This window comes from Stenotrophomonas sp. YJH_SMC_46, assembly GCF_059370315.1.
Genome location: NZ_JCAFTO010000003.1, coordinates 469,643 through 489,789, shown reverse-complemented (window position 1 = coordinate 489,789; position 20,147 = coordinate 469,643). Strand labels below are relative to the sequence as shown.

At 67.5% G+C, this 20,147-nt stretch carries 18 protein-coding genes and 1 tRNA gene; 6 read left to right on the top strand and 13 right to left on the bottom strand.

What is annotated here, in order from left to right:
- The first annotated feature begins 39 nt into the window (after positions 1-39).
- Both edd and eda read left to right on the top strand, forming a co-directional pair.
- Entirely contained in the window at positions 40-1,956 is a 1,917-nt protein-coding gene (gene edd, locus AC5P8C_RS11765; RefSeq protein WP_021202019.1) for a phosphogluconate dehydratase, read from the top strand.
- 205 nt (positions 1,957-2,161) lie between these two features.
- Positions 2,162-2,821 (top strand): bifunctional 4-hydroxy-2-oxoglutarate aldolase/2-dehydro-3-deoxy-phosphogluconate aldolase, encoded by a 660-nt coding sequence (gene eda / locus AC5P8C_RS11760; protein ID WP_019661193.1) that lies wholly within the window; start codon positions 2,162-2,164, stop codon positions 2,819-2,821.
- A gap of 319 nt (positions 2,822-3,140) precedes the next feature.
- Here the strand turns inward: eda and AC5P8C_RS11755 are convergent, their stop codons facing one another.
- The 3 genes from AC5P8C_RS11755 to ispG all read right to left on the bottom strand — a co-directional run bounded on the left by AC5P8C_RS11755 (position 3,141) and on the right by ispG (position 5,984).
- Entirely contained in the window at positions 3,141-3,788 is a 648-nt protein-coding gene (locus AC5P8C_RS11755; protein ID WP_004153112.1) for a response regulator, read from the bottom strand.
- A 200-nt stretch (positions 3,789-3,988) separates the two neighbouring features.
- Positions 3,989-4,738, bottom strand: a complete 750-nt coding sequence (locus tag AC5P8C_RS11750; RefSeq protein ID WP_058980273.1) for a phosphatase PAP2 family protein — start codon at positions 4,736-4,738, stop codon at positions 3,989-3,991.
- Positions 4,719-5,984, bottom strand: a complete 1,266-nt coding sequence (ispG, locus tag AC5P8C_RS11745) for a flavodoxin-dependent (E)-4-hydroxy-3-methylbut-2-enyl-diphosphate synthase (protein ID WP_495218785.1) — start codon at positions 5,982-5,984, stop codon at positions 4,719-4,721. Before ispG ends, AC5P8C_RS11750 begins: the two co-directional genes overlap by 20 nt.
- Before the next feature lie 114 nt (positions 5,985-6,098).
- Between ispG and AC5P8C_RS11740 the strand changes: the two genes are divergently transcribed.
- Complete coding sequence (locus tag AC5P8C_RS11740) at positions 6,099-7,325, top strand: ATP-binding protein (RefSeq protein WP_019661188.1); 1,227 nt, start codon at positions 6,099-6,101, stop codon at positions 7,323-7,325.
- Positions 7,322-7,885 (top strand): response regulator transcription factor, encoded by a 564-nt coding sequence (locus AC5P8C_RS11735; protein ID WP_005409063.1) that lies wholly within the window; start codon positions 7,322-7,324, stop codon positions 7,883-7,885. Before AC5P8C_RS11740 ends, AC5P8C_RS11735 begins: the two co-directional genes overlap by 4 nt.
- A gap of 21 nt (positions 7,886-7,906) precedes the next feature.
- Here the strand turns inward: AC5P8C_RS11735 and AC5P8C_RS11730 are convergent, their stop codons facing one another.
- From AC5P8C_RS11730 to pcnB, 8 genes are all read right to left on the bottom strand, one after another.
- The gene (locus tag AC5P8C_RS11730) at positions 7,907-10,804 is read right to left on the bottom strand and encodes a type 2 lanthipeptide synthetase LanM family protein (protein WP_495218784.1); all 2,898 of its coding nucleotides are present in this window, start codon (positions 10,802-10,804) and stop codon (positions 7,907-7,909) included.
- Positions 10,805-10,884: 80 nt separating this feature from the next.
- Positions 10,885-11,091, bottom strand: a complete 207-nt coding sequence (locus tag AC5P8C_RS11725) for a DUF6229 family protein (RefSeq protein WP_010484314.1) — start codon at positions 11,089-11,091, stop codon at positions 10,885-10,887.
- Positions 11,092-11,371: 280 nt separating this feature from the next.
- A complete protein-coding gene (pgi, locus tag AC5P8C_RS11720) occupies positions 11,372-12,886 on the bottom strand; it encodes a glucose-6-phosphate isomerase (protein ID WP_019661186.1) in 1,515 nt (504 codons plus the stop codon).
- A complete protein-coding gene (gene panD, locus AC5P8C_RS11715; RefSeq protein WP_005409061.1) occupies positions 12,883-13,263 on the bottom strand; it encodes an aspartate 1-decarboxylase in 381 nt (126 codons plus the stop codon). Before panD ends, pgi begins: the two co-directional genes overlap by 4 nt.
- 160 nt (positions 13,264-13,423) lie before the next feature.
- A complete protein-coding gene (gene panC, locus AC5P8C_RS11710; protein WP_021202011.1) occupies positions 13,424-14,263 on the bottom strand; it encodes a pantoate--beta-alanine ligase in 840 nt (279 codons plus the stop codon).
- Complete coding sequence (panB, locus tag AC5P8C_RS11705) at positions 14,260-15,075, bottom strand: 3-methyl-2-oxobutanoate hydroxymethyltransferase (RefSeq protein WP_111103699.1); 816 nt, start codon at positions 15,073-15,075, stop codon at positions 14,260-14,262. The genes panC and panB overlap by 4 nt, the downstream gene beginning before the upstream one ends.
- 34 nt (positions 15,076-15,109) lie before the next feature.
- Positions 15,110-15,595, bottom strand: coding sequence for a 2-amino-4-hydroxy-6-hydroxymethyldihydropteridine diphosphokinase (gene folK / locus AC5P8C_RS11700; RefSeq protein WP_019661182.1), 486 nt, complete (start codon positions 15,593-15,595; stop codon positions 15,110-15,112).
- Positions 15,596-15,598: 3 nt separating this feature from the next.
- Entirely contained in the window at positions 15,599-16,978 is a 1,380-nt protein-coding gene (pcnB, locus tag AC5P8C_RS11695) for a polynucleotide adenylyltransferase PcnB (protein ID WP_111098753.1), read from the bottom strand.
- 52 nt (positions 16,979-17,030) lie between these two features.
- On the opposite strand from pcnB, the gene AC5P8C_RS11690 reads away from it, so the two are divergent.
- A tRNA-Glu gene (locus tag AC5P8C_RS11690) sits at positions 17,031-17,105 on the top strand.
- Between the two features lie 387 nt (positions 17,106-17,492).
- On the opposite strand, the gene AC5P8C_RS11685 is transcribed toward AC5P8C_RS11690, so the two are convergent.
- The gene (locus AC5P8C_RS11685) at positions 17,493-18,917 is read right to left on the bottom strand and encodes a sugar porter family MFS transporter (RefSeq protein ID WP_019661180.1); all 1,425 of its coding nucleotides are present in this window, start codon (positions 18,915-18,917) and stop codon (positions 17,493-17,495) included.
- 193 nt (positions 18,918-19,110) lie between these two features.
- Between AC5P8C_RS11685 and fdxA the strand changes: the two genes are divergently transcribed.
- Positions 19,111-19,434 carry a ferredoxin FdxA gene (gene fdxA / locus AC5P8C_RS11680; protein WP_004153066.1) on the top strand — a complete coding sequence of 108 codons (324 nt, stop codon included), beginning with the start codon at positions 19,111-19,113 and terminating at the stop codon, positions 19,432-19,434.
- 169 nt (positions 19,435-19,603) lie between these two features.
- On the opposite strand, the gene AC5P8C_RS11675 is transcribed toward fdxA, so the two are convergent.
- A complete protein-coding gene (locus AC5P8C_RS11675; RefSeq protein ID WP_019661179.1) occupies positions 19,604-20,119 on the bottom strand; it encodes a hypothetical protein in 516 nt (171 codons plus the stop codon).
- Positions 20,120-20,147 lie beyond the last annotated feature (28 nt).

Genomic DNA, 20,147 nt, shown 5'->3' with positions numbered 1-20,147 from the left:
CCGCCGCTTGCCTCTCGCCACCACGAACGCCGGTAGCCAATGAGCCTCCATCCGCAACTGCAAGCCATCACTGAGCGCGTCATCCGCCGCAGCGCGGCCTCGCGCGCCGCCTATCTGGCCGCGATCGACGCCTCCCTGCGCGAAGGCCCGTTCCGCAGCCGCCTGAGCTGCGGCAACCTCGCCCACGGATTCGCCGCCTGTGGCGGCACCGACAAGAGCCGCCTGCGCGGTGGGGTGACACCGAACCTTGGCATCATCACCGCCTACAACGACATGCTGTCGGCGCACCAGCCGTTCGAGACCTATCCCGAGCAGATCCGCCAGATCGCCCGCGAGCTGGGCGCCACCGCGCAGGTGGCCGGCGGTGTGCCGGCGATGTGCGACGGCGTCACCCAGGGCCGTGGTGGCATGGAGCTGTCGCTGTTCTCGCGCGATGTGATCGCGCAGGCGACGGCGATCGGGCTCAGCCACGACATGTTCGATACCACCGTCTACCTTGGTGTCTGCGACAAGATCGTGCCGGGGCTGCTGATCGGCGCACTGGCCTTCGGCCACCTGCCGGCGGTGTTCGTGCCGGCCGGCCCGATGACCCCGGGCATACCCAACAAGCAGAAGGCGGAGGTTCGCGAGCGCTATGCCGCCGGCGAAGCCACCCGTGAAGAACTGCTGGAAGCCGAGTCGGCCTCCTACCACGGCGCCGGCACCTGCACCTTCTACGGCACGGCCAACTCCAACCAGGTGCTGCTGGAAGCGATGGGCGTGCAGCTGCCGGGCGCGTCGTTCGTCAATCCGGGCACCCCGCTGCGCGACGCTCTTACCCGCGAAGCGACCGAACGTGCACTGGACATCACTGCGCTGGGCGATGACTTCCGTCCGCTGGGCCGGATCATCGACGAGCGCGCGATCATCAACGCGGTCATCGCGCTGATGGCCACCGGCGGTTCGACCAACCACACCATCCACTGGATCGCGGTGGCGCGTGCGGCCGGCATCGTGCTGACCTGGGACGACTTCGACGAGCTGTCGCAGCTGATTCCGCTGCTGGCCCGCGTCTACCCGAACGGCGAGGCCGACGTGAACCGCTTCGCCGCCGCCGGTGGCCCGGCGTTCGTGTTCGGCGAGCTGATCAAGGCCGGCCTGATGCATGGCGACCTGGTCAGCGTGGCCCGTGGCGGCATGGCCGACTACGCCCGCGAACCCCAGCTGCGCGACGGCCAACTGGTTTATCTGCCGGGCCTGGAACGCAGCGCCGATGACGAGGTGGTGCGTGGCGTCGACAATCCGTTCGAACACCAGGGTGGCCTGCGCCTGCTGCGCGGCAACCTGGGCAAGTCGCTGATCAAGCTGTCGGCGGTGAAGCCGCAGTACCGCACGATCGAAGCACCGGCCGTGGTGGTCGATGCACCGCAGGTGCTGAACAAGCTGCACGCCGGTGGCCTGCTGCCCGAGCATTTCGTGGCGGTGGTGCGTTACCAGGGCCCGCGTGCGAACGGCATGCCGGAACTGCATTCGCTGGCGCCGCTGCTGGGCCTGTTGCAGAACCAGGGCCGACGCGTGGCGCTGGTCACCGACGGTCGCCTGTCCGGCGCCTCGGGCAAGATTCCGGCGGCGATCCACGTGACGCCGGAAGCGGCGCGCGGCGGCCCGCTGGCGAAGGTCCGCGAAGGCGACATGATCCGGCTGGACGGCGAGGCCGGCACGCTGGAGGTGCTGGTGGACCCGGCCGAATGGGCGGCGCGTCCGCTGGCTCCGAACACTGCGCCGGCCGCGCATGACCTGGGCCGCAATCTGTTCGCGGTCAACCGTCGCGTGGTGGGCCCGGCCGACCAGGGAGCGATGTCGATTTCGTGCGGTCCGGCGGCGGCCGATGGCGGGCCGTGGGAGTACGACGCGGAGTACGAGCTGGGGCATGATGCCGCGGCGGCGGCAGCGCCGCATGAGGCGAAAGACGCCTGAAGCGAAAAGCCGCGGCAGGCTTCCCGGCTTGGGCAGTAGAGCGCCCTGGCCGGGACACGCCGTAAACCCATCCATGGGGGCTCGATCGCGGCATCCATGCCGCTCACGGTCCCGGCCAGGGCACTCCACTGCCCTTGGACAATTCCCGGCGCGTCATTTGCGCTGCGGCCACTGAATCAAGAAGAGCAAAGGCAAGGGCAAAAGCATGGGTATCGAACAACATCAGGTGAAGGCGGCGGAGCTGTTGCATGCGGCGGGCATCCTGCCGGTGGTGACGGTTCATACGCTGGACCAGGCGCGGGCGGTCAGTGCGGCGCTGCTGGACGGTGGTTTGCCGGCGATCGAGCTGACGCTGCGTACGCCGGTGGCGATGGAAGCGTTGGCGATGCTCAAGCGCGAGCTGCCCGATGTGGTGGTGGGTGCAGGCACGGTGCTGACCGTGGAGCAGATGCAGCAGTCGATCGATGCGGGCGCGGACTTCCTGGTGACCCCGGGCACGCCGCCAGCGCTGGCCGATGCACTGGCTGCTGCGCCGCTGCCGGTGGTGCCGGGTGCGGCCACGCCGACCGAGCTGCTGTCGCTCTACGCCCGCGGCTTCCGCGTGTGCAAGCTGTTCCCGGCCACGGCCGTGGGCGGGCTGGCGATGATCAAGGGACTGGCCGGCCCGGTGGCGGACCTGAAGCTGTGCCCGACCGGCGGCATCACCGAAAACACCGCCGCCGAATACCTCGAGCAGAAAAACGTGGTCTGCATCGGCGGTTCGTGGATGGTGCCGGGCAACTGGATTGCCAACGGCGAATGGGACAAGGTGCGCGCCAGCGCCGCCGACGCCGCGAAGATCATCAAGCGCGTTCGCGACCACTGAGCCCAACGCAGCTGTAGAGCCGAGCCCACGCTCGGCTCCACGCCAGCGGAATGGAAAGCAGCCGAGCATGGCTCAGCTCTACAGGACCAGCATCCAGAGCGCGACCCGCTCCCGCTCTTCCTTCTTCATTCCGCGGTGGCGGCGCACGAAAACCGTCCTTGGCCCTGCGGAGGGATTGCGCAGGGGCGTGAGCGCCATGGATGGCGCGACCGAGCCTCCAGGGATGGATTCACGGCGTCCCCTGCGCAATCCCTCCGCAGGGCCAACCCCACGAATCCTGCCGCACACCGCAAGGGGCTCAGCCGTTGGCCGAAACCCGTTACAGCGGCCGCGCCGGATCCACCAACCCGTACTGGCTGGCCATCCGCGCCAGCGCGATGTTGTCGTGGATCCCCATCTTCTCGAACAGCCGCGCCTTGTGCGTGTTCACCGTCTTCGCACTCAGGCTCAGCCGCCGCGCGATATCTTCCTGGCGCAGGCCCTGGGTCAGCAGCAACGCCACTTCCAGCTCGCGCGGCGACAGGCTGTCGAACGGCGAACCGTTGCCTTCCACCGTCGACAGTGCCAGATTCTGCGCGATGCTGGTGCCCAGGTAGCGGCGCCCACCTGCCACGTCACGCACCGCGCGCAGCAGTTCCTGCGCATCACAACCCTTGCCGATATATCCGGCCGCGCCGGCTTCGAGCAGCCGCTTCGGCAGCGGGCCATCTTCCAGCACCGACACGATCACTACGCGGGTGTTGCGGTGGCTGCGCACGATGCGCTCGGTCACTTCCATGCCGCTCACACCCGGCAGGTGCAGGTCACACAGCACCACATCCGGCAGCAGCTGGCGGACTTCACGCAGCGCGTCTTCGCCGGTCTCGGCTTCGCCCACCACCTCGATGTCGGTTTCCCCCGACAGAATCATCTTCATCCCGGTGCGGACCAGCGCGTGGTCATCCACCAGGTAGACTCGAATCGTCATTCACGTACCTCTTCGAATGCGGCCATTGCAGGTCAAGCTAGGCAGGGTGCCGATACCCTGCAAGCGCGTTCGGAATGCGGCCCCGGCAATCTGCCTTGCGCATCACAGTACCGCGCGTTGTGCTTGCCCCCTGTCTTGCAGAACCTGCTGCAACGAAACAACTGATCTATCACGTAGACGTCCCGCGCGGGGCATCCACGTCAATCCCCCTGTGATGATGCTTCGCTGGCCTTCGCTGGCCGCGTGCCATGATGCCGCCAAGGGTGCCGGCGACTGAACATGACCAGATAGCACCCTACCACCCAAACCAGCGCGGCACACCATCCGGCCAGGATATCGGAGGGGTAATGCACCCCCAGATAGACCCGGGAGACGCTGACCAGCAGGCTGAATGCCGGTGCCAGCAGCAGCACCGGCCAGCGCCAGCGGGTGTTCCAGGCCAGCAGTACCAGGGTCACCGCCAGGGTCATCGAGCCCATCGCGTGGCCGCTGGGAAAGCTGAACGTCGATTCCGGCGCGATCGATTCCCACAGGCTGGGGCGCTGGCGCTGGAAGAAGTGCTTGCTGCCCATGTTCAGCAGCGCCGAGCCGACGAAGCTGACCGCCACGAAGGTGGCCTCGCGCCAGCGCCGGTAGCCCAGCAGCACGCCGATGATCAGCACGTCGGCCGGGATCAGGAACCACTCATAGCCCAGTTTGGAAATGAGCACGAAGAAGCGGTCCAGCAGTGGCGAGTGCAGGCCATGCATCTGCCACAGCAGCGGCGCGTCGAAATGGAACGATTCAAACTCGTGCACCTCGTCCGCCAGGGCGACGAAGCCAGCCAGCGGCAGCAGCACGCCGCCGAACAGCAGGACCAGGCGCCAGGCATTGCGCGCCATCCAGTGGCGGAAACCGGAGGCGGACTCCGGTGCAGCGAGGATTGCAGGCTTATCCGGCGCTTCGGACATACGTGTGTTCGACGTAATCGTCGATCAGGGCGACGAACTCCTGGGCGATGTTGTCGCCGCGCAGGGTCACCTTCTTCTCGCCATCGACAAACACCGGCGCTGCGGGTGTTTCGCCCGTGCCCGGCAGCGAGATGCCGATGTTGGCATGGCGCGACTCGCCCGGCCCGTTCACGATGCAGCCCATCACCGCCAGGGTCATGTTCTCCGCCCCCGGGTGGTGGATCTTCCACAGCGGCATCTTCTCGCGCACGTGGTTCTGCACCACCTTGGCCAGCTCCTGGAAGAACTCCGAGGTGGTGCGGCCGCAGCCCGGGCAGGCCGTGACCAGCGGCGTGAAGGCGCGTTGGCCGGTGGTCTGCAGCAGTTCCTGGGCGACGATCACTTCCTGCGTGCGCGACTGGCCCGGTTCCGGGGTCAGCGAGATGCGGATGGTGTCACCGATGCCTTCCTGCAGCAGCACGCCCAGCGCCGCCGACGACGCGACGATGCCCTTGCTGCCGATACCGGCTTCGGTCAGGCCCAGGTGCAGGGCGAAATCCGAGCGCTGGGCCAGGTCGCGGTATACCGCGATCAGCTCCTGCACGCCGCTGACCTTGGCCGACAGCACGATGCGGTCGCGCGGCAGGCCGAGTTCCACCGCCTGCTCGGCCGAATCCAGGGCCGAGCGGATCAGCGCTTCGCGCAGCACGCGGCCGGCATCCCAGGGCTGTTCGCGCAGGCTGTTCTCGTCCATCAGCTTCGCCGCCAGGGCCTGGTCCAGCGAGCCCCAGTTGGCGCCGATGCGCACCGGCTTGTTGTAGCGGATCGCAAACTCGATCAACTGCGCGAACTGCAGGTCCTTCTTCTTGCCGAAGCCGACGTTGCCGGGGTTGATGCGGTACTTTGCCAGCGCTTCGGCACACGCCGGTTCGGCGGTCAGCAGCTGGTGGCCGTTGTAATGGAAGTCACCGATCAGCGGCACGTCGATACCCATCATCGCCAGCTTGTCGACGATGCGCGGGATCGCCGCAGCCGCTTCCACGGTGTTGACGGTCAACCGCACCATTTCCGAACCCGCGCGCCACAACTCGGCCACCTGCTTGACGCTGGAAGCCACGTCGGAGGTGTCGGTGTTGGTCATCGACTGCACCACTACCGGCTTGCCTCCGCCTACGGTGACCCCGCCGATCTGCACGGCATGGGTCTGGCGGCGGGGCCAGGAGGTGGCATCGGAGGGAGGCGTAGGGCGGGTCACGGCGTCGTGCATGGGCGCATTCTACCGCCCGCTCCCGCATTCGGGGTGACTCGCATTCAGCCGGCGGCACGGCTGCGGCCGATTGTCGCAGGCACGCGCGCCCGTGAACGCATACGATGAGCATGAATGACCGGTCCCGACGCCCCGTTCCTCCGTACCCTGTGCAGCCTGCGCTGGCTTGCCGTAGGCGGCCAGGCCGCCACCATCCTGGTCGCCAGCTGGGTGCTGGGCCTGCCGTTGCCCCAGCTGCCACTATGGGCCGGCGTGGCCGTGCTCACCTTGTTCAACATCTACACCCAGCTGCGCCCGGAAGCGGCCGACACCGCCCCGCTGACCGCATTCGGCCATATCCTGGTGGACGTGATCATCCTGACCTGGATGGTGGGCTGGAGCGGCGGCATGGCCAACCCGTTCAGTTCACTGTTCCTGATCCTGATCGCGCTGGCCGCCTTCGCCCTGCCCCTGCGCTGGGCACTGGCAGTGGCCCTGGCCTGCCTGCTCGGCTACGCCGCCAGCGGCATCTTCGGCCAGCCGCTGCCGGACGGCTATTTCCGCGCGCAGGACCTCAACCGTTGGGGCGTGGTCGCCAACTTCCTCATTTCCGCAGCGGTCGTGCTGACCTTCTCCACCCGCCTGGCGCTGGCGCTGCGACAGCGCGAACTGGAACTGTCGGCACTCAGGGAACGCTTCGCCCGCAACGAAGGCATCGTCGCCCTGGCCACCCATGCCGCCTCGGTGGCGCATGAACTGAACACGCCGCTGGCGACCATGACCCTGCTTGCCGATGACGTCGCCGAGCGCAGCGAAGAGCCCGAAGTGCGCGAAGACATGGAGACCCTGCGCGAACTGCTGGTGCAGTGCCGGGAACGCGTGCTGGCGCTGGCCGCACCGGCCTCGGCCGACGCACCGGGCCGCAGCCACTCCAGCGCCCAGCAGGTACTGGAACAGTGGCGCCTGGTGCGGCCGACCATCGACCTGCATCGCAATGACGATGCGCCGCTGCGGTTACCACTGGATCCGGGCGTGGGCCATCTGCTGATGGTCCTGCTCAACAATGCCGCAGATGCCGGCGAACAGGCCGGGCGGCCACGGGTAGACCTGGACCTGCGCATCGAAGGCGACGACCTGATCGGCGAAGTCCGCGACTACGGCCACGGCTTCGATGCCCGTGCCGCGGTGCTGCCAGGCAAGCTGTTCGGCAGCAGCAAGAGCGAGGGCATGGGCGTTGGCCTGGCCCTGTCCCATGCCACCATCGAACGCCTCGACGGCGAGATGTGGATGCGCCCGGCCCAAGGCGCCGGCAGCCGCGTCGGCTTCCGCCTGCCGCTGGTCCCACGCGAGGAAACCCCATGAGCGCCTCAACCCTCGGCCTGCTGGTCGACGACGACGAACTGTACCTGCGCACCCTGCAGCGCAGCCTGGCCCGCAAGGGACTGGAAACGCAGACCGCGCAGGATGCCGCCAGCGCGCTGGCATTGGCCCGCCAGCATCCGCCGGCGTTCGCGCTGATCGACCTGAAGCTGGGCAGTGATTCCGGCCTGGCGCTGATCCAGCCGCTGCGCGCGCTGCGCGCGGACATGCGTATCCTGCTGGTGACCGGCTACGCCAGCATCGCCACTGCCGTTGAGGCGATCAAGCTGGGGGCCGACGATTACCTGCCGAAGCCGGCCACGGTACCGATGATCCTGCGCGCGCTTGGCGAGGAAGACGACGGCCCGGCCGACGATGGCGAAATGGAAGTGCCGGACGCGATGACGCCGATCAGCCGCCTGCAGTGGGAACACATCCAGCAGGCGATGCACGAGACCGGCGGCAACGTGTCCGCAGCGGCACGCCTGCTCGGCATGCACCGGCGTTCGCTGCAGCGCAAGCTGGCAAAGCGGCCGAGCCCGGAACGCGATCCGAGCCGTTGATCGCTGACGGACCGGTCCGGCTCAGGCCTCGACCAGCGCCGGCCGGTCCTGCGCGGCGCTGGAGCGCACCGCACACGCATCGGCCCGCGTGGCCATCGTCTCCTGCAGCAGCGGCGATGGCAGTACGCAGGCCGGATGCATGCGCAGGAAGCCGTAGATCGAACCCGCCAGGCCGATCATCAGGCCCGGGGTAAAGGCCGCGCGGGTGAGGCCGCCAACCATCCCCTGGTGCTCCTCGATCGAAGAAATGATCTCGATGGCGGCCTCGTCCTGCGGATAGGGACACCCTGCCGGATCCAGCGCAGCGGCCAGCACCAGCAGTTCCCGGGTGGACACATCGCCATGGCACAGGGTGTGGCTGAACCCCCATTTGCCGCGCGCATCGGCCACGGCGCGACGCATGTCGCGCAATTGCGCGGCATCACCGGTGCGGGCATACAGGTCCGCCGCCGCCAGGCCGATGCCCACGCTGCCGTGGCACCAGGTCGGGAAGTTCTTCTGCCCATCCTGCAGGTGGATGTCCCGCCAGTGCCCGGTATGTGGCTCGAACAGGGCTGCCTGGAATGCAAATGCTCCTTCGGCCAGCCGCCGCCATGCGGCCCGCTCGGGCACGCTGCCAGCCTCGGAGCGGGCCAGTCGTGCCAGCGCCCAGCCCATGCCCATCGCACCGTGGCCAAAACCACCGATCGGCTCGCTGAACTGTGGCGTCGGCCAGCGCGCACCGTCTGCGTCGACAATCGCAGCGTCCTGCATGCGGCGTCCCGCTGCGGCCGCCAGTTCCAGCCAGCGTGCGTTGCCGGTGGCTTCAGCCAGCGCCAGCAACGGCAGGATCATGCCGGACACACCATCAATCAGTTCGAACTTTGCCGCCTGCTGGAAACCGCGATGCTCCGCGGCTTCCGCGCAGCGCTCTGCCAGCGCCAGCAGCGCCGGTCGCTGCAACAGGTCGTGCAATGCCAGCAATGCCCACATTTGCGAACCGGTTCCGACGAATCCACCGTCAATTTCGGCGGGGTGCCGCTCGCACAGGGTCTGGAACACCGCAAGGGCGCCCTCGATGGCCGGATCCAGCCCGGCCACCGGATCGGCACGCCCCTGCTCCACTTCGTGGCGATAGGCTGCCAGTGCGAAAGCGATGCCGCCCAGCCCGAAGTACAGGTCTGGCTGCACCGGCTGGACGGTCCATCCGGTACGCGTCACTTCAGGTGTGATCCAGGTCATCGAGCCGTCTTCGCCGTGCACCGCCAGCCGCAGCAGGCTTTCCACCGCGCGCGTGGCCAGCGTGCGACGGCGTGCGTCCAGGTCGTCGGCGCGCGGATGCCGTGCTGCATAGCTGTAGCCGGACCGGGCCTCGGCTCGGGCCAGTGCATGCTGGTTCAGGTCGGTGGCGACCAGCGTGCTGCGGATCGTCACGTCTTCCAGGTCGATCCGCATCGCGCGCCAGTTGGCGACGACGGAGTGGATACGCGCCGCGTCCAGCTGCGATGCGAAGATCGGAATGTCACCGTGGCGCAGGTCATCGACCTCTCCGCGTACGGTTTCCAGGTCCGATGGCGCAGCGGGCGACACCGCCGCATTCCGCACCAGCAGGTCGATCGCGCGCTCAACCGCCCGAGCTTCGTTGTGAAGCGATGCTGGATGCCAGAGCATCCGCCCGAGCTCGGCGTAGGCCATTGTCGGCCGCCGTACATCCCGCACCTGGCAGCCTTCGAAGGCCGTCAGCAGCGGCATCAGTTCGCCGTTCGCGTCCAGCGCGCGCAGACGCCCACTGGCGTCGATGAAGCCCTCGCTGATGTGGTCCCAGTACAACGACACATCGGGCTGTGCGCTGGGATGGTTCTGCGCAATGGAGACCTCGGCCTCGACCATGCCCAACCGGGCCGGTTCGGTCCCGTCGTCGACGATCACCGGCACCTGCACCCGTGGCTGCTCGCCGGGCAGCGCGCCGGCTGCAGACAGGTCCACGCCCTCCATGCCCAGGCCGGCAGTACGGAACGGCACGATTCCGGTACGCAGCACTGAATTGCGCATCAGCTTGACGGCGGTGTCGTACGCATCGCCAAGCCCTGATGGCTCGATTTCGATTACCCGGCAGAACACGCTTTCGGCGTCGACCACCACCGGCACCGGCCCGACCGCGATCAGATTCTCCAGATGAATGTCGGTGCCACCGATCAGGCGCAGGATGGCCAGCCAGTGGCCGAGGCCGCGGTAATAGCACCGCAGTTCAGCCTCGCCGGAACAATAGCGATGCGCGGCGAATGCAGCCCAGCCGTGGCTGCCACGATCGATCACCTTCGGCACGCGCACGCGGTCAGGGGCATCACCGAAGACCGCGGACAACAGGCCATCGAGCGTGGCATCGATGCGCAATGAGCGTGGCTTGTACATCACCGTGCCGCCTTCGAACTGCAGCCGTGCCACGGTGCGGCCGCCACCGTGCAGGTCACCGCGGCCCAATGCAACGGCATGCAGCGTGCCCGCCGGCGCACCCAGCAACTCGGCCAACGCAACACGATCACTGCCGATGCGTGCAGCGAGCTCCACCACGGCCGCGCATTGTCCTTCGAGCATGCGCGTCAGGCGCGGCAGCAGTACCGGATAGCGTTGCTGCAGATGCGCGCGGAAGCCCTCGCTCGTGGCCAGGGCAACGAATTCGTCCAGCGCACCAGCACTGTCAAGCGGGCCGATGTCACCGCTGCGTGCAGCGGCGTGCAGCTCCAGCAGGAGCACGCGGTTGAGCTTGAGCTGGGCATGCTCACGCAGCGCCGCCTCGCCCTGCGAATGCAGCAGCGCACGTTCGCCGGGCTGCAGGGCGATGGCGGGATCATGCAGGCCGGCAGCCAGCGCAGCGCGCGCCTGGGCAAGGAAATGTTCGGTGATGCGCGCAAACGCGGCCGCAGCCGGAGAAGCGGTCATTACGCCCCCTGCGAGATTCAAGAGTCTGTTCCAGTCGCCGGCACGCAGCTGCATGCCTCTGCGTGCCGGCACGGGCTACATCAGCAACACAGGCAGTGGTTGATCACCGATACCGTGGTGGTGCACTCGTTGGTGCCACCGGTGATCATGGTGTCCGAAGCCCCGGTGAGGGCCGCTTCGGTGGCTGCCGCACCGTAGATGAACAGCGAACCCGCAGGGTTGGCGCACCCATCCACATCGTCCGAGCCATTGAGCCAGCCGGACACAACGTCGTCATTCAGATCCATTCGCAATCTCCTGTCATTCACAACATGAGGCGTTGAGGACATGGATCGATTCCACGTCCCTCCGGATACGGCCAGTCCCTGGCATCAACATCATGCTGCGAGCGATACTGGATGACAGGTACAGCCGCCCATGCACACTGCATTGGCACGCCATGCGTAGTCAAGCTGCGCTGCCGCAGGCACGCGAATACGCTGCATGGGCAACGCCGCAGGGCCCCGGAATGGCAGGAACGGAAGGCATGGGATGGCCGGCCTGTCGCCGGCGCATCCACGACCGGGCTCAGCGCTTCAGCTGCGCCAGTATCTCGCGGGTCATCGGATCGGCAATCGCCACATCCTCACCCTGCAGCGCCGGCAACAGGCCACTGGCCAGCTGCTTGCCAAGCTCGACACCGAACTGGTCGAAGGCATTGATGTTCCAGATCACCGACTGCACGTACACAGCGTGTTCGTACATGGCGATCAGTGCGCCCAGCGCCTGCGGGGTCAGTGCGTCGAGCAGGATCAGCGTGCTCGGGCGGCCCCCGGGGTAATCGCGGTGCGGGTCGTCGCTGCTCTGGCCATTGGCCAGTGCTTCGGTCTGCGCCAGCAGGTTGGCCAACAGGGCCTGATGATTGATCGTGTAGGGATCGTCGCTGTGCACGCAGCCGATGAAGTCGGCCGGAACGATGCTGGTGCCCTGGTGCAGCGCCTGGAAGAAGCTGTGCTGCACGTCGGTGCCCGCCCCGCCCCACCACACCGGCACGGTGTCGGTGGTGACCGGCTGTCCGTCACGCTGCACGCGCTTGCCCAGGCTTTCCATCACCAGCTGCTGCAGGTAGGCCGGCAGCAGCGCCAGGCGCTGGTCGTAGGTCATCACCGCGTGCGTGGCATGGCCCAGCAGGTTGCGGTTCCAGATGTCGGTCAGGCCGTGCAGCACCGGCAGGTTGCGCTCCAGCGGTGCATCCAGCGCATGCGCATCCATCTGCGCGGCGCCTTCCAGCAGCTGCTCGAAGCGCTCGAAACCGATGGCCAGCGCGATCGGGAAACCCACGGCCGACCACAGCGAATAACGGCCACCGACCCAGTCCCACATCGGCAGCACGTGATCGGCGGCGATCGCGAAAGCCTTGGCCGCGCGTTCCGGATTGGCGCTGACGGCATACAGGCGCTCGCTGCCCCCCAGCCAGTCGTGCAGGATCTGGCCGTTGAGCAGGGTTTCCTGCGTGCCGAAGGTCTTGGAAATCAGGATGCCCGCGGTCTTCGCCGGATCCAGCGTGGCCAGCGTGCGCTGCATGGCGGCGCCGTCCACGTTCGACACGAAATGCACGCGCAGGCGCGCACCGCTGACCGGACGCAGCGCATCGGCGACCAGGCGCGGACCGAGGTCGGAACCACCGATGCCGACACTGACCACGTCGGTTACGCCGCTGTCTTCCAGCGCGCGCACCAGCACGCCCATGCGCTGGCGGATCTCGCGCGCGGTGGCATAGGCCTCAGCGGCAACCGGTGCATCGACCACGTCGCCGCGCAATGCGGTGTGCAGTGCGGCGCGACCCTCGGTCAGATTGACCTGCTCGCCACGGAACAGGCGCGTGATGGCGCCGCCGACATCACGTTCGGCAGCCAGCGCCAGCAACGCCTGCAGCGCGGCGGCATCGTATTTCTGCCGCGCGAAGTTGACGTACAACGGACCGACCCGCAGCGCCAGATCCTGCACGCGGCCGGGTTCGGCGGCGAGCAGGCTGGGGATGCTTGCGCCCTTCAGGCGCTGGGCGTGGGAATGCAGCGAGTCGAATCCGTTGTTCGTTGTCATGCGGCCTGGGTCGGGATCGTGTCGTTGGTGTGGGTGATCTGGTTCTTGCCATCAACGTACACCAGCTTCGGCTTGAAGCTGTCGGCTTCCTGCTCGGTCATGCTGGCGAACGCGGCGATGATGATGATGTCACCGACCTGCACGTGGCGCGCGGCGCCACCGTTGAGCGAGACAACGCCGCTGCCGGCTTCGGCGCGGATGGCATAGGTCGAGAAGCGCGCACCGTTGGTCACGTCCCAGATGTGCACCTGCTCGAACTCGCGGATGCCGGTGGCAGCCAGCAGGTTGTCATCGATGGCGATCGAGCCTTCGTAGTTCAGCTCGGAATGGGTGACGGTGGCGCGATGGATCTTGGTCTTGAGCAGGGACAGGTGCATGGGGGCGCTGCAACGGCAAAGGAAAGAGCGGATTCTAGCACCCGCACAGCGCGGGGCATCACGGCCGGCAACCTGTTCAGGTAGGCGGTGAAACCGGGGTCAGAACCCTTTCCCCTGGAAAAGGCATCTGACCCCATGCATCGCGCGGCGCCGCCGGAGCTCAGAATTCCAGGTTGTCGATCAGCCGGGTCGTACCCAGTCGCGCGGCGATCAGCGCCACGCGGCCACCGCCGTCGAAGGTCGGCTCGGCCAGCTCCGGGGTGCGCAGCACCGCATAGTCGACCTGGAAACCGGCCGCCTGCAGTGCGGCGGTGGCATCGGCCTCGATGCGTTCGCGCGGGTGACCGGCCACGTAGCCCTCGCGCATGCCCAGCAGGGTGCGGTGAATGGCGGTCGCGACCGGGCGCTGTTCCGCGCTCAGGTACTGGTTGCGCGAACTCTTGGCCAGGCCATCCTCGTCACGCACGATCTCGGCACCGACGATCTGGATCGGGAACGACAGTTCGGCCACCATCTGCCTGATGACAGCCAGCTGCTGGTAGTCCTTGCGGCCGAACACAGCCACGTCCGGCTGCACCTGCAGGAACAGGCGCGCTACCACCGTGCACACGCCGTCGAAGTGACCCGGGCGACTGGTACCTTCAAGCACTTCACTGACACCCGGCGCGTGCATGCGCGTGGTCTTGTCCACGCCCAGCGGATACATCGCCTCCACGCTGGGCAGCCACACCGCATCGCAGCCGACCTGTTCCAGCCCGGCCACATCGGCCTCGGGCGTACGCGGATAGCGACTGAAATCCTCGTTCGGCCCGAACTGGGTCGGGTTGACGAAGATGCTTGCCACCACCTTGTCGGCGTACTGGCGGGCCAAGGTCACCAGGGAATGATGGCCACCGTGAAGGTTGCCCATGGTGGGCACCAGCGCCACGCGCAGGCCCTCGCGCTTCCAGTGGGCGATCTGCTCGCGCAATGCGCCAAGCTCGTTGAAGGTCTGGATCATTGGGCGTAGGCGTGCTGTTCGTCGGGGAAACTGCCGTCGCGCACGGCGTCGGCAAAGGCACGGGTGGCACCGGCCACCGAGCCGCCTTCGGCAAGGAAATCCTTGACGAACTTGGGGCGGCGATGACCGCTGTCCAGGCCGAGGAAATCGTGCAGCACCAGCACCTGGCCATCGCAGTGCGGGCCGGCACCGATGCCGATGGTCGGCACCTCCACCGCAGCGGTCACCTCGGCGGCAACCGGGGTCGGCACGCACTCAAGCACCATGATGCTGGCGCCGGCAGCGGCCACGGCCCTGGCATCTTCCACCAGCTGGCGCGCGGCATCGCCGCGGCCCTGGATCTTGAAGCCGCCCAGGCGCAGCACCGATTGCGGGGTCAGGCCCAGGTGCGCGCAGACCGGAATCTCGCGCTCGACCAGGTAGCGGATGATGTCGACCTTGAAGCCGGCACCTTCGATCTTGACCATCTCGGCACCGGCCTGCAGCAGCTGCAGCGAGGCATCCAGCGCGCGCTCCGGGGTGGCATCGGCGCCGAAGGGCAGGTCCGCCACCAGCAGCGCACGCTGCAGCACGCGGGCCACGGCGCGGGTGTGGTAGACCATGTCGGCCACGGTCACCGGCAGGGTCGAATCATGGCCCTGCACCACCATGCCCAGCGAATCGCCGATCAGGATCAGGTCAACGCCATTGGCGTCGAAAGTGCGGGCGAAGCCGGCGTCGTAGGCGGTCAACATGACCAGCTTCTGGCCATTGCGCTTGGCCTCGGCCAGGGCGGGAACGGTCCAGGGCTTGCTGTCTGCGTGGGTGCTCATGTGCTGATAACCGGGGGAGATAACCCGGGCATTATCACCCTATCGGGGTAATCCCGCAGGCGTCCACCCGCACCACTGCGTCCCGCACGCGGCCGTGGCCGGGAATGGCCAGATCCGGCGCGATTTCGGCCAGCGGCACCAACACGAAGGCCCGTTCGTGCATGTACGGGTGTGGCACCTTCAGCCCGGGCTGGTCGAGCTCCTGCACGCCGTACAACAACAGGTCCAGGTCCAGCGCGCGCGGGCCCCAGTGCACTGCCGGATCGCGCACGCGACCGAAGCGCTGCTCCAGCGCCAGCATGGCCTGCAGCAGCTCATCGGCCGGCAAGATGGTTTCGACCGAGGCCACCGCATTGACGAACGGCAGCTGGTCTTCATTGCCCCAGGCCGGCGTTGCGTAAAGCCGCGAGGCCTGGCGCAGCCGGGTCCCGGGCAGGCCGTCCAGCGCGGCAATCGCCGCGCCGACGGTGGCGGCCGCGTCGCCGAGGTTGGCGCCGAGGCCGATCCAGGCAGGGGTCATCGCCTACTCGCCCGCTGCACCGGCCGGGGCACCCGGACGACGGCGGCGACGGCGGCGCTTGCGCGGCGCTCCGCTCTCGTCATCGCCTTCTTCGCTGTGCATCGCATCCAGCGACGACTCCAGCTCACGCCCGGACTGCGCCTGCGCTTCGCGCCAGAACTCGACATCGGCGGCGTGCTCGGACGACGCCACCTGGCGCAGGCTGAGGAAATCGAACGCGGCACGGAAGCGCGGATGGGTCAGGGTGCGGAACACGCGCTTGCGCTGGCGCGAGCTGAAGCGCGACTGCAGCAGCCAGATTTCCTGCATCGGCAGCGAGAAGCGGCGCGGCAGCGCGATGGTGCTCAACTGCTGCACGGTGACGCGGTCGGCGGCGCGGCGCTGCGCCTCTTCCGGTGCCACGCCCTGCTTGAGCAGGGTCGCCTGTGCACGGCAGAACGCCGGCCACAGCAGCAGCGCGAACAGGAACGCCGGCGAGACCGGTTCGTCGTTGGCCACCCGCGCATCGGTATTGGCCAGGCCCTCGACCAGCATGCGGCGCAGCGCGCCGGTGCGGTTGGCTTTCAGCGCCTTGGCGCTTTCCGGGAACAGCACGTCGAGCAGGCCGTAACGCTCAAGGCCTTCGAAGCTGGCCACGCCGTGTCCGGACAGGAACAGCTTGAGCACTTCCTCGAACAGGCGCGCTGGCGCGGCTTCGTTGAGCAGGCCGGCCAGGTGCGGGATCGGCGCGGCAGTACCCTCCTCGATCTGGAAGCCGAGCTTGGCCGCCAGGCGCACCGCTCGCAGCATGCGTACCGGGTCTTCCTGGTAGCGCTGCACCGGGTCGCCGATCAGCTTCATCAGGCGCGCCTGCACGTCCTCGAAGCCACCGGTGTAGTCGCGCACCGAGAAGTCCTCGATGGCGTAGTACAGGGCGTTGCAGGTGAAGTCGCGGCGGATGGCGTCGTCTTCGATGGTCCCGTACACGTTGTCGCGCACGAGCATGCCGTTTTCCATCTCGCGGTCGCCGCTGCCGTCATCGCTGTTGGCGCGGAAGGTGGCGACTTCGATGATTTCGCGGCCGAACACAACGTGGGCGAGGCGGAACCGGCGGCCGATCAGTCGGCAGTTGCGGAACAGCTGCTTGACCTGTTCGGGCGTGGCGTCGGTGGCCACGTCGAAATCCTTGGGTTGGCCATTGACCAGCAGATCGCGCACCGCGCCGCCGACAAGGTAGGCGCCGAAGCCGGCATCGCGCAGGCGATAAAGCACGCGCAGGGCGTTCGGGCTGATGTCCTTGCGGGAGATCGTGTGCTGGTCGCGCGGGATGACGCGCAGGCTGAACGGTGATGTAGCAGGGGAAATGATGTTGGCGCTTCCGGTTGAAGTTTCGGGATTGCCCAATGGCATCGAGGTGCATATACTAGCGCTCCTGCCTCGGCAGCGACACAGTTACGCTCCCTTCGTCTAGTGGTTAGGACGTGGCCCTCTCAAGGCTAAAACAGGGGTTCGAGTCCCCTAGGGAGCGCCAGTCGCCGCAGCAGGAACCGAAAAAGCCCGCCTTGTGCGGGCTTTTCTGTTTTCCGGGGTTTGCATCGGCATCGGTCGGCCTGGTCGCAGTAGCGCCTTCCTGTTCCTGCGTGGGAGGGGGTGGGCCACCCTGACAGTTTCCCGCGACGGCGGCACGAACAGCCTCGCTCCTCCGCAGCCAATTCAATCCCGACGCGCAGACCTGCGTCCGCCAGAACCGCAATGCCTGACGCGAAGGCGGGGCAGCTCAAGCCGGGACCGTTGGCGCCATGGATGGCGCCATCGAGCCCCCATGGATGGGTTCACGGCGTGTCCCGGATTGGGCTGCCCCGCCTTCGCCCTCGATGACACCGAGGCGCCAACGGAATGCAACCGAAGCCGGGCAGCGTCAGCCTTCCATCTGCTCCAGCTCCTTGCCCTTGGTCTCGCGCACGTAGCGGACCACGAAGAAGATCGAGAGGATGGCCGCCACCGTATAGATCCCGTAGGCCCCGGCCAGGCCGATGCCCGCCAGCAGCATCGGGAACGTCACGGTGATCGCGAAATTCGACGTCCACTGCGCCGCACCGGCGACGGCCAATGCCGGGCCGCGGATCTGGTTGGGGAACATTTCACCCAGCATCACCCACATCACCGGGCCCCAGGACATGTTGAAGAACACCACATAGACGTTGGCCGCCACCAGCGCCAGCCGGCCCATGCCGTCGGACAGTTGCAGGCGACCGTCGGCGAGACTGCCACTGGCGAACGCGACCACCATCAGTACCAGCGCTACCGACATGCCGACCGAGCCGATCCACAGCAGCGGCTTGCGTCCGATGCGGTCGATCAGCAGCACTGTCAGCAGGCAGGCACCGATGCTCAGCGCACCGGACAATACATTGATCAGCAGCGCGTCGCTTTCCGAGAACCCCACCGCCTGCCACAGCACCGCGCCGTAGTAGAACACCACGTTGATGCCGACCAGCTGCTGGAACATCGCCAGGCCGATGCCGACCCAGAGGATCGGGCGCAGCCTGCCGGTGACCTTGTCGCGCAGGTCGGCGAAGCGTGGCTTGTGCTGGTCCTGGGCCAGGCTCGCCTCGATCTCGGCCTGCTTGGCCGTGGCTGCGGCCTCGCCGTACAGCCGCGCCAACACCGCCCTCGCCTGCTCCGGGCGCCCCTTCACGACCAGGAAGCGCGGGCTTTCGGGAATCACCAGCAACAGCAGCAGGAACAGCCCCGATGGCAGCGCCTGCATCCAGAACATCCAGCGCCAGGCCTCATGGCCCAGCCATAGCGGCTCGGTCGACGCCCCAGCGGCACGGGCCAGCAGGTAATTGCTGAGGAAGGCGGCGAACAGGCCGCAGATGATCGCCATCTGCTGCACCGTGGCCAAGCGCCCGCGATAGCGCGCCGAGGCCACCTCGGCGATGTAGGCCGGCGACATCACGCTGGCCGCGCCCACCGCGAAACCGCCCAGCACGCGCGCGGCGATGAACAGCCAGGAAGCGTGAGCGGCACCGGCGCCCAGCGCCGAAACCAGGAACATCAGCGCCGACACGATCAGCACGCCTCGGCGGCCCAGGCGATCCCCCAGCCAGCCTGCCAGGAAGGCACCGACCGCACACCCCAGCAGCATCGAAGCGACTTCGAAACCAAGCGCCGCCTCGCTGGAGTTGAAGGCCTGGCGAAGGCCGTCGACCGTGCCATTGATGACACCACTATCGAAGCCGAACAGGAATCCACCGAGGGTGGCCACGCAGCTGATGAGGACGATGAATGCCGTGTTTTCGCCGCCGTGGGAGGCGATGCCGGGTTGGCGCTGGGACATGGATGAACCTGTTGGGAAGGGAGGCCGGCCATCCGACGCAGCCGGCTGACCCGCAGCGTCGCACAGGCCTTGCCCTGCCGCCAATGTCCGCCACGGCCGCGCCTGCCAGGCGCCCGATTTCCGCCCCGCGCCGACACTGGGGGCCAACCTGTTCTAGAATTGGCGGGTTCAGGAATCGATCCGCCCCCAGCCCATGCCCTTTGTCGTCACCGAAAACTGCATCAAGTGCAAACACACCGATTGCGTGGAAGTGTGCCCCGTGGATTGCTTCCACGAAGGCCCGAACTTCCTGGTGATCGATCCGGATGAGTGCATCGACTGCACCCTGTGCGAACCGGAATGCCCGGTCAACGCGATCTTCCCGGAGGACGATGTTCCTGCCGGCCAGGAGAGCTTCGTCGCCCTCAACGCCGAGCTGGCGAAGGAGTGGCCGGTGCTGACCGTGCGCAAGGACCCGCCTGCCGACGCCGGCGAATGGGATGGCAAGCCGGACAAGCTGAAGCTGCTGGAACGCTGAGAAGCGCCTGCTGCGACAACGAAAAAGGGCGCCTTGGGCGCCCTTTTCCATTTCCGGTAGCGCCGGGCCATGCCCGGCGGATCCTGGGCCGCGCTTCAAGCTCGCCGGGCATGGCCCGGCGCTACCCAAGGCAGGTGCGGACCAAGGCCCGCATCCACCCGACCAGCCCTTACTGCGCCAGCTTCGCCTTGAGCGCGGCGATCAGCTTTACCGGCGCTTCGGCCGTGGCCGGCAGGCCGCGCGGGTCCACCGCGGAGATGTAGGCGCCGGCATCGACGGCCACCACGCGGACCAGGAAGTTGCTGCCTTCGTAGGCCACGTCATACGAGCCCAGCAGCTGCGCGCGGCTGGCGATGGTCACGCCTTCCACGCCTTCCAGCGCGGTGCCGACCTTGGCGAAGGCCTCATCCTTGCCACCGGCGATGGTGAAACCCGTGTTGCCCACGGCCGGGGCCGCAGCCACCGGGGCCGCCGGCTTGGTCGCCGAGGAAAGGGTCGGCACCTTGTTGTCGCCGGTGGTGGCCGGCAGGTTCAGGTCCGGCGGCACTTCCAGCGGACGCATTTCCGGGGCCAGGGCGTAGTCGCCCTTGACGCCGCGCTTGAAGCAGCCGGTGGTGCCGGCAGCGACCGCCACAGCAAGCAGGGCATAGGACAGCACGCGGACGGTGGAAACGGATTGACGCATGTGAATCTCCTGGGTCAGACCAAGACGG

Excerpts from the sequence above, each read along its gene's own strand:
- AC5P8C_RS11740 (WP_019661188.1), top strand. The coding sequence starts at position 6,099 with ATGACCGGTCCCGACGCCCCGTTCCTCCGTACCCTGTGCAGCCTGCGC.
- panC (WP_021202011.1), bottom strand. The coding sequence starts at position 14,263 with ATGATCCAGACCTTCAACGAGCTTGGCGCATTGCGCGAGCAGATCGCC.
- AC5P8C_RS11735 (WP_005409063.1), top strand. The coding sequence starts at position 7,322 with ATGAGCGCCTCAACCCTCGGCCTGCTGGTCGACGACGACGAACTGTAC.
- AC5P8C_RS11685 (WP_019661180.1), bottom strand. The coding sequence starts at position 18,917 with ATGTCCCAGCGCCAACCCGGCATCGCCTCCCACGGCGGCGAAAACACG.
- panD (WP_005409061.1), bottom strand. The coding sequence starts at position 13,263 with ATGCACCTGTCCCTGCTCAAGACCAAGATCCATCGCGCCACCGTCACC.
- fdxA (WP_004153066.1), top strand. The coding sequence starts at position 19,111 with ATGCCCTTTGTCGTCACCGAAAACTGCATCAAGTGCAAACACACCGAT.
- AC5P8C_RS11755 (WP_004153112.1), bottom strand. The coding sequence starts at position 3,788 with ATGACGATTCGAGTCTACCTGGTGGATGACCACGCGCTGGTCCGCACC.
- panB (WP_111103699.1), bottom strand. The coding sequence starts at position 15,075 with ATGAGCACCCACGCAGACAGCAAGCCCTGGACCGTTCCCGCCCTGGCC.
- eda (WP_019661193.1), top strand. The coding sequence starts at position 2,162 with ATGGGTATCGAACAACATCAGGTGAAGGCGGCGGAGCTGTTGCATGCG.
- pgi (WP_019661186.1), bottom strand. The coding sequence starts at position 12,886 with ATGACAACGAACAACGGATTCGACTCGCTGCATTCCCACGCCCAGCGC.
- edd (WP_021202019.1), top strand. The coding sequence starts at position 40 with ATGAGCCTCCATCCGCAACTGCAAGCCATCACTGAGCGCGTCATCCGC.
- folK (WP_019661182.1), bottom strand. The coding sequence starts at position 15,595 with ATGACCCCTGCCTGGATCGGCCTCGGCGCCAACCTCGGCGACGCGGCC.
- AC5P8C_RS11725 (WP_010484314.1), bottom strand. The coding sequence starts at position 11,091 with ATGGATCTGAATGACGACGTTGTGTCCGGCTGGCTCAATGGCTCGGAC.
- AC5P8C_RS11750 (WP_058980273.1), bottom strand. The coding sequence starts at position 4,738 with ATGTCCGAAGCGCCGGATAAGCCTGCAATCCTCGCTGCACCGGAGTCC.
- AC5P8C_RS11675 (WP_019661179.1), bottom strand. The coding sequence starts at position 20,119 with ATGCGTCAATCCGTTTCCACCGTCCGCGTGCTGTCCTATGCCCTGCTT.
- AC5P8C_RS11730 (WP_495218784.1), bottom strand. The coding sequence starts at position 10,804 with ATGACCGCTTCTCCGGCTGCGGCCGCGTTTGCGCGCATCACCGAACAT.
- ispG (WP_495218785.1), bottom strand. The coding sequence starts at position 5,984 with ATGCACGACGCCGTGACCCGCCCTACGCCTCCCTCCGATGCCACCTCC.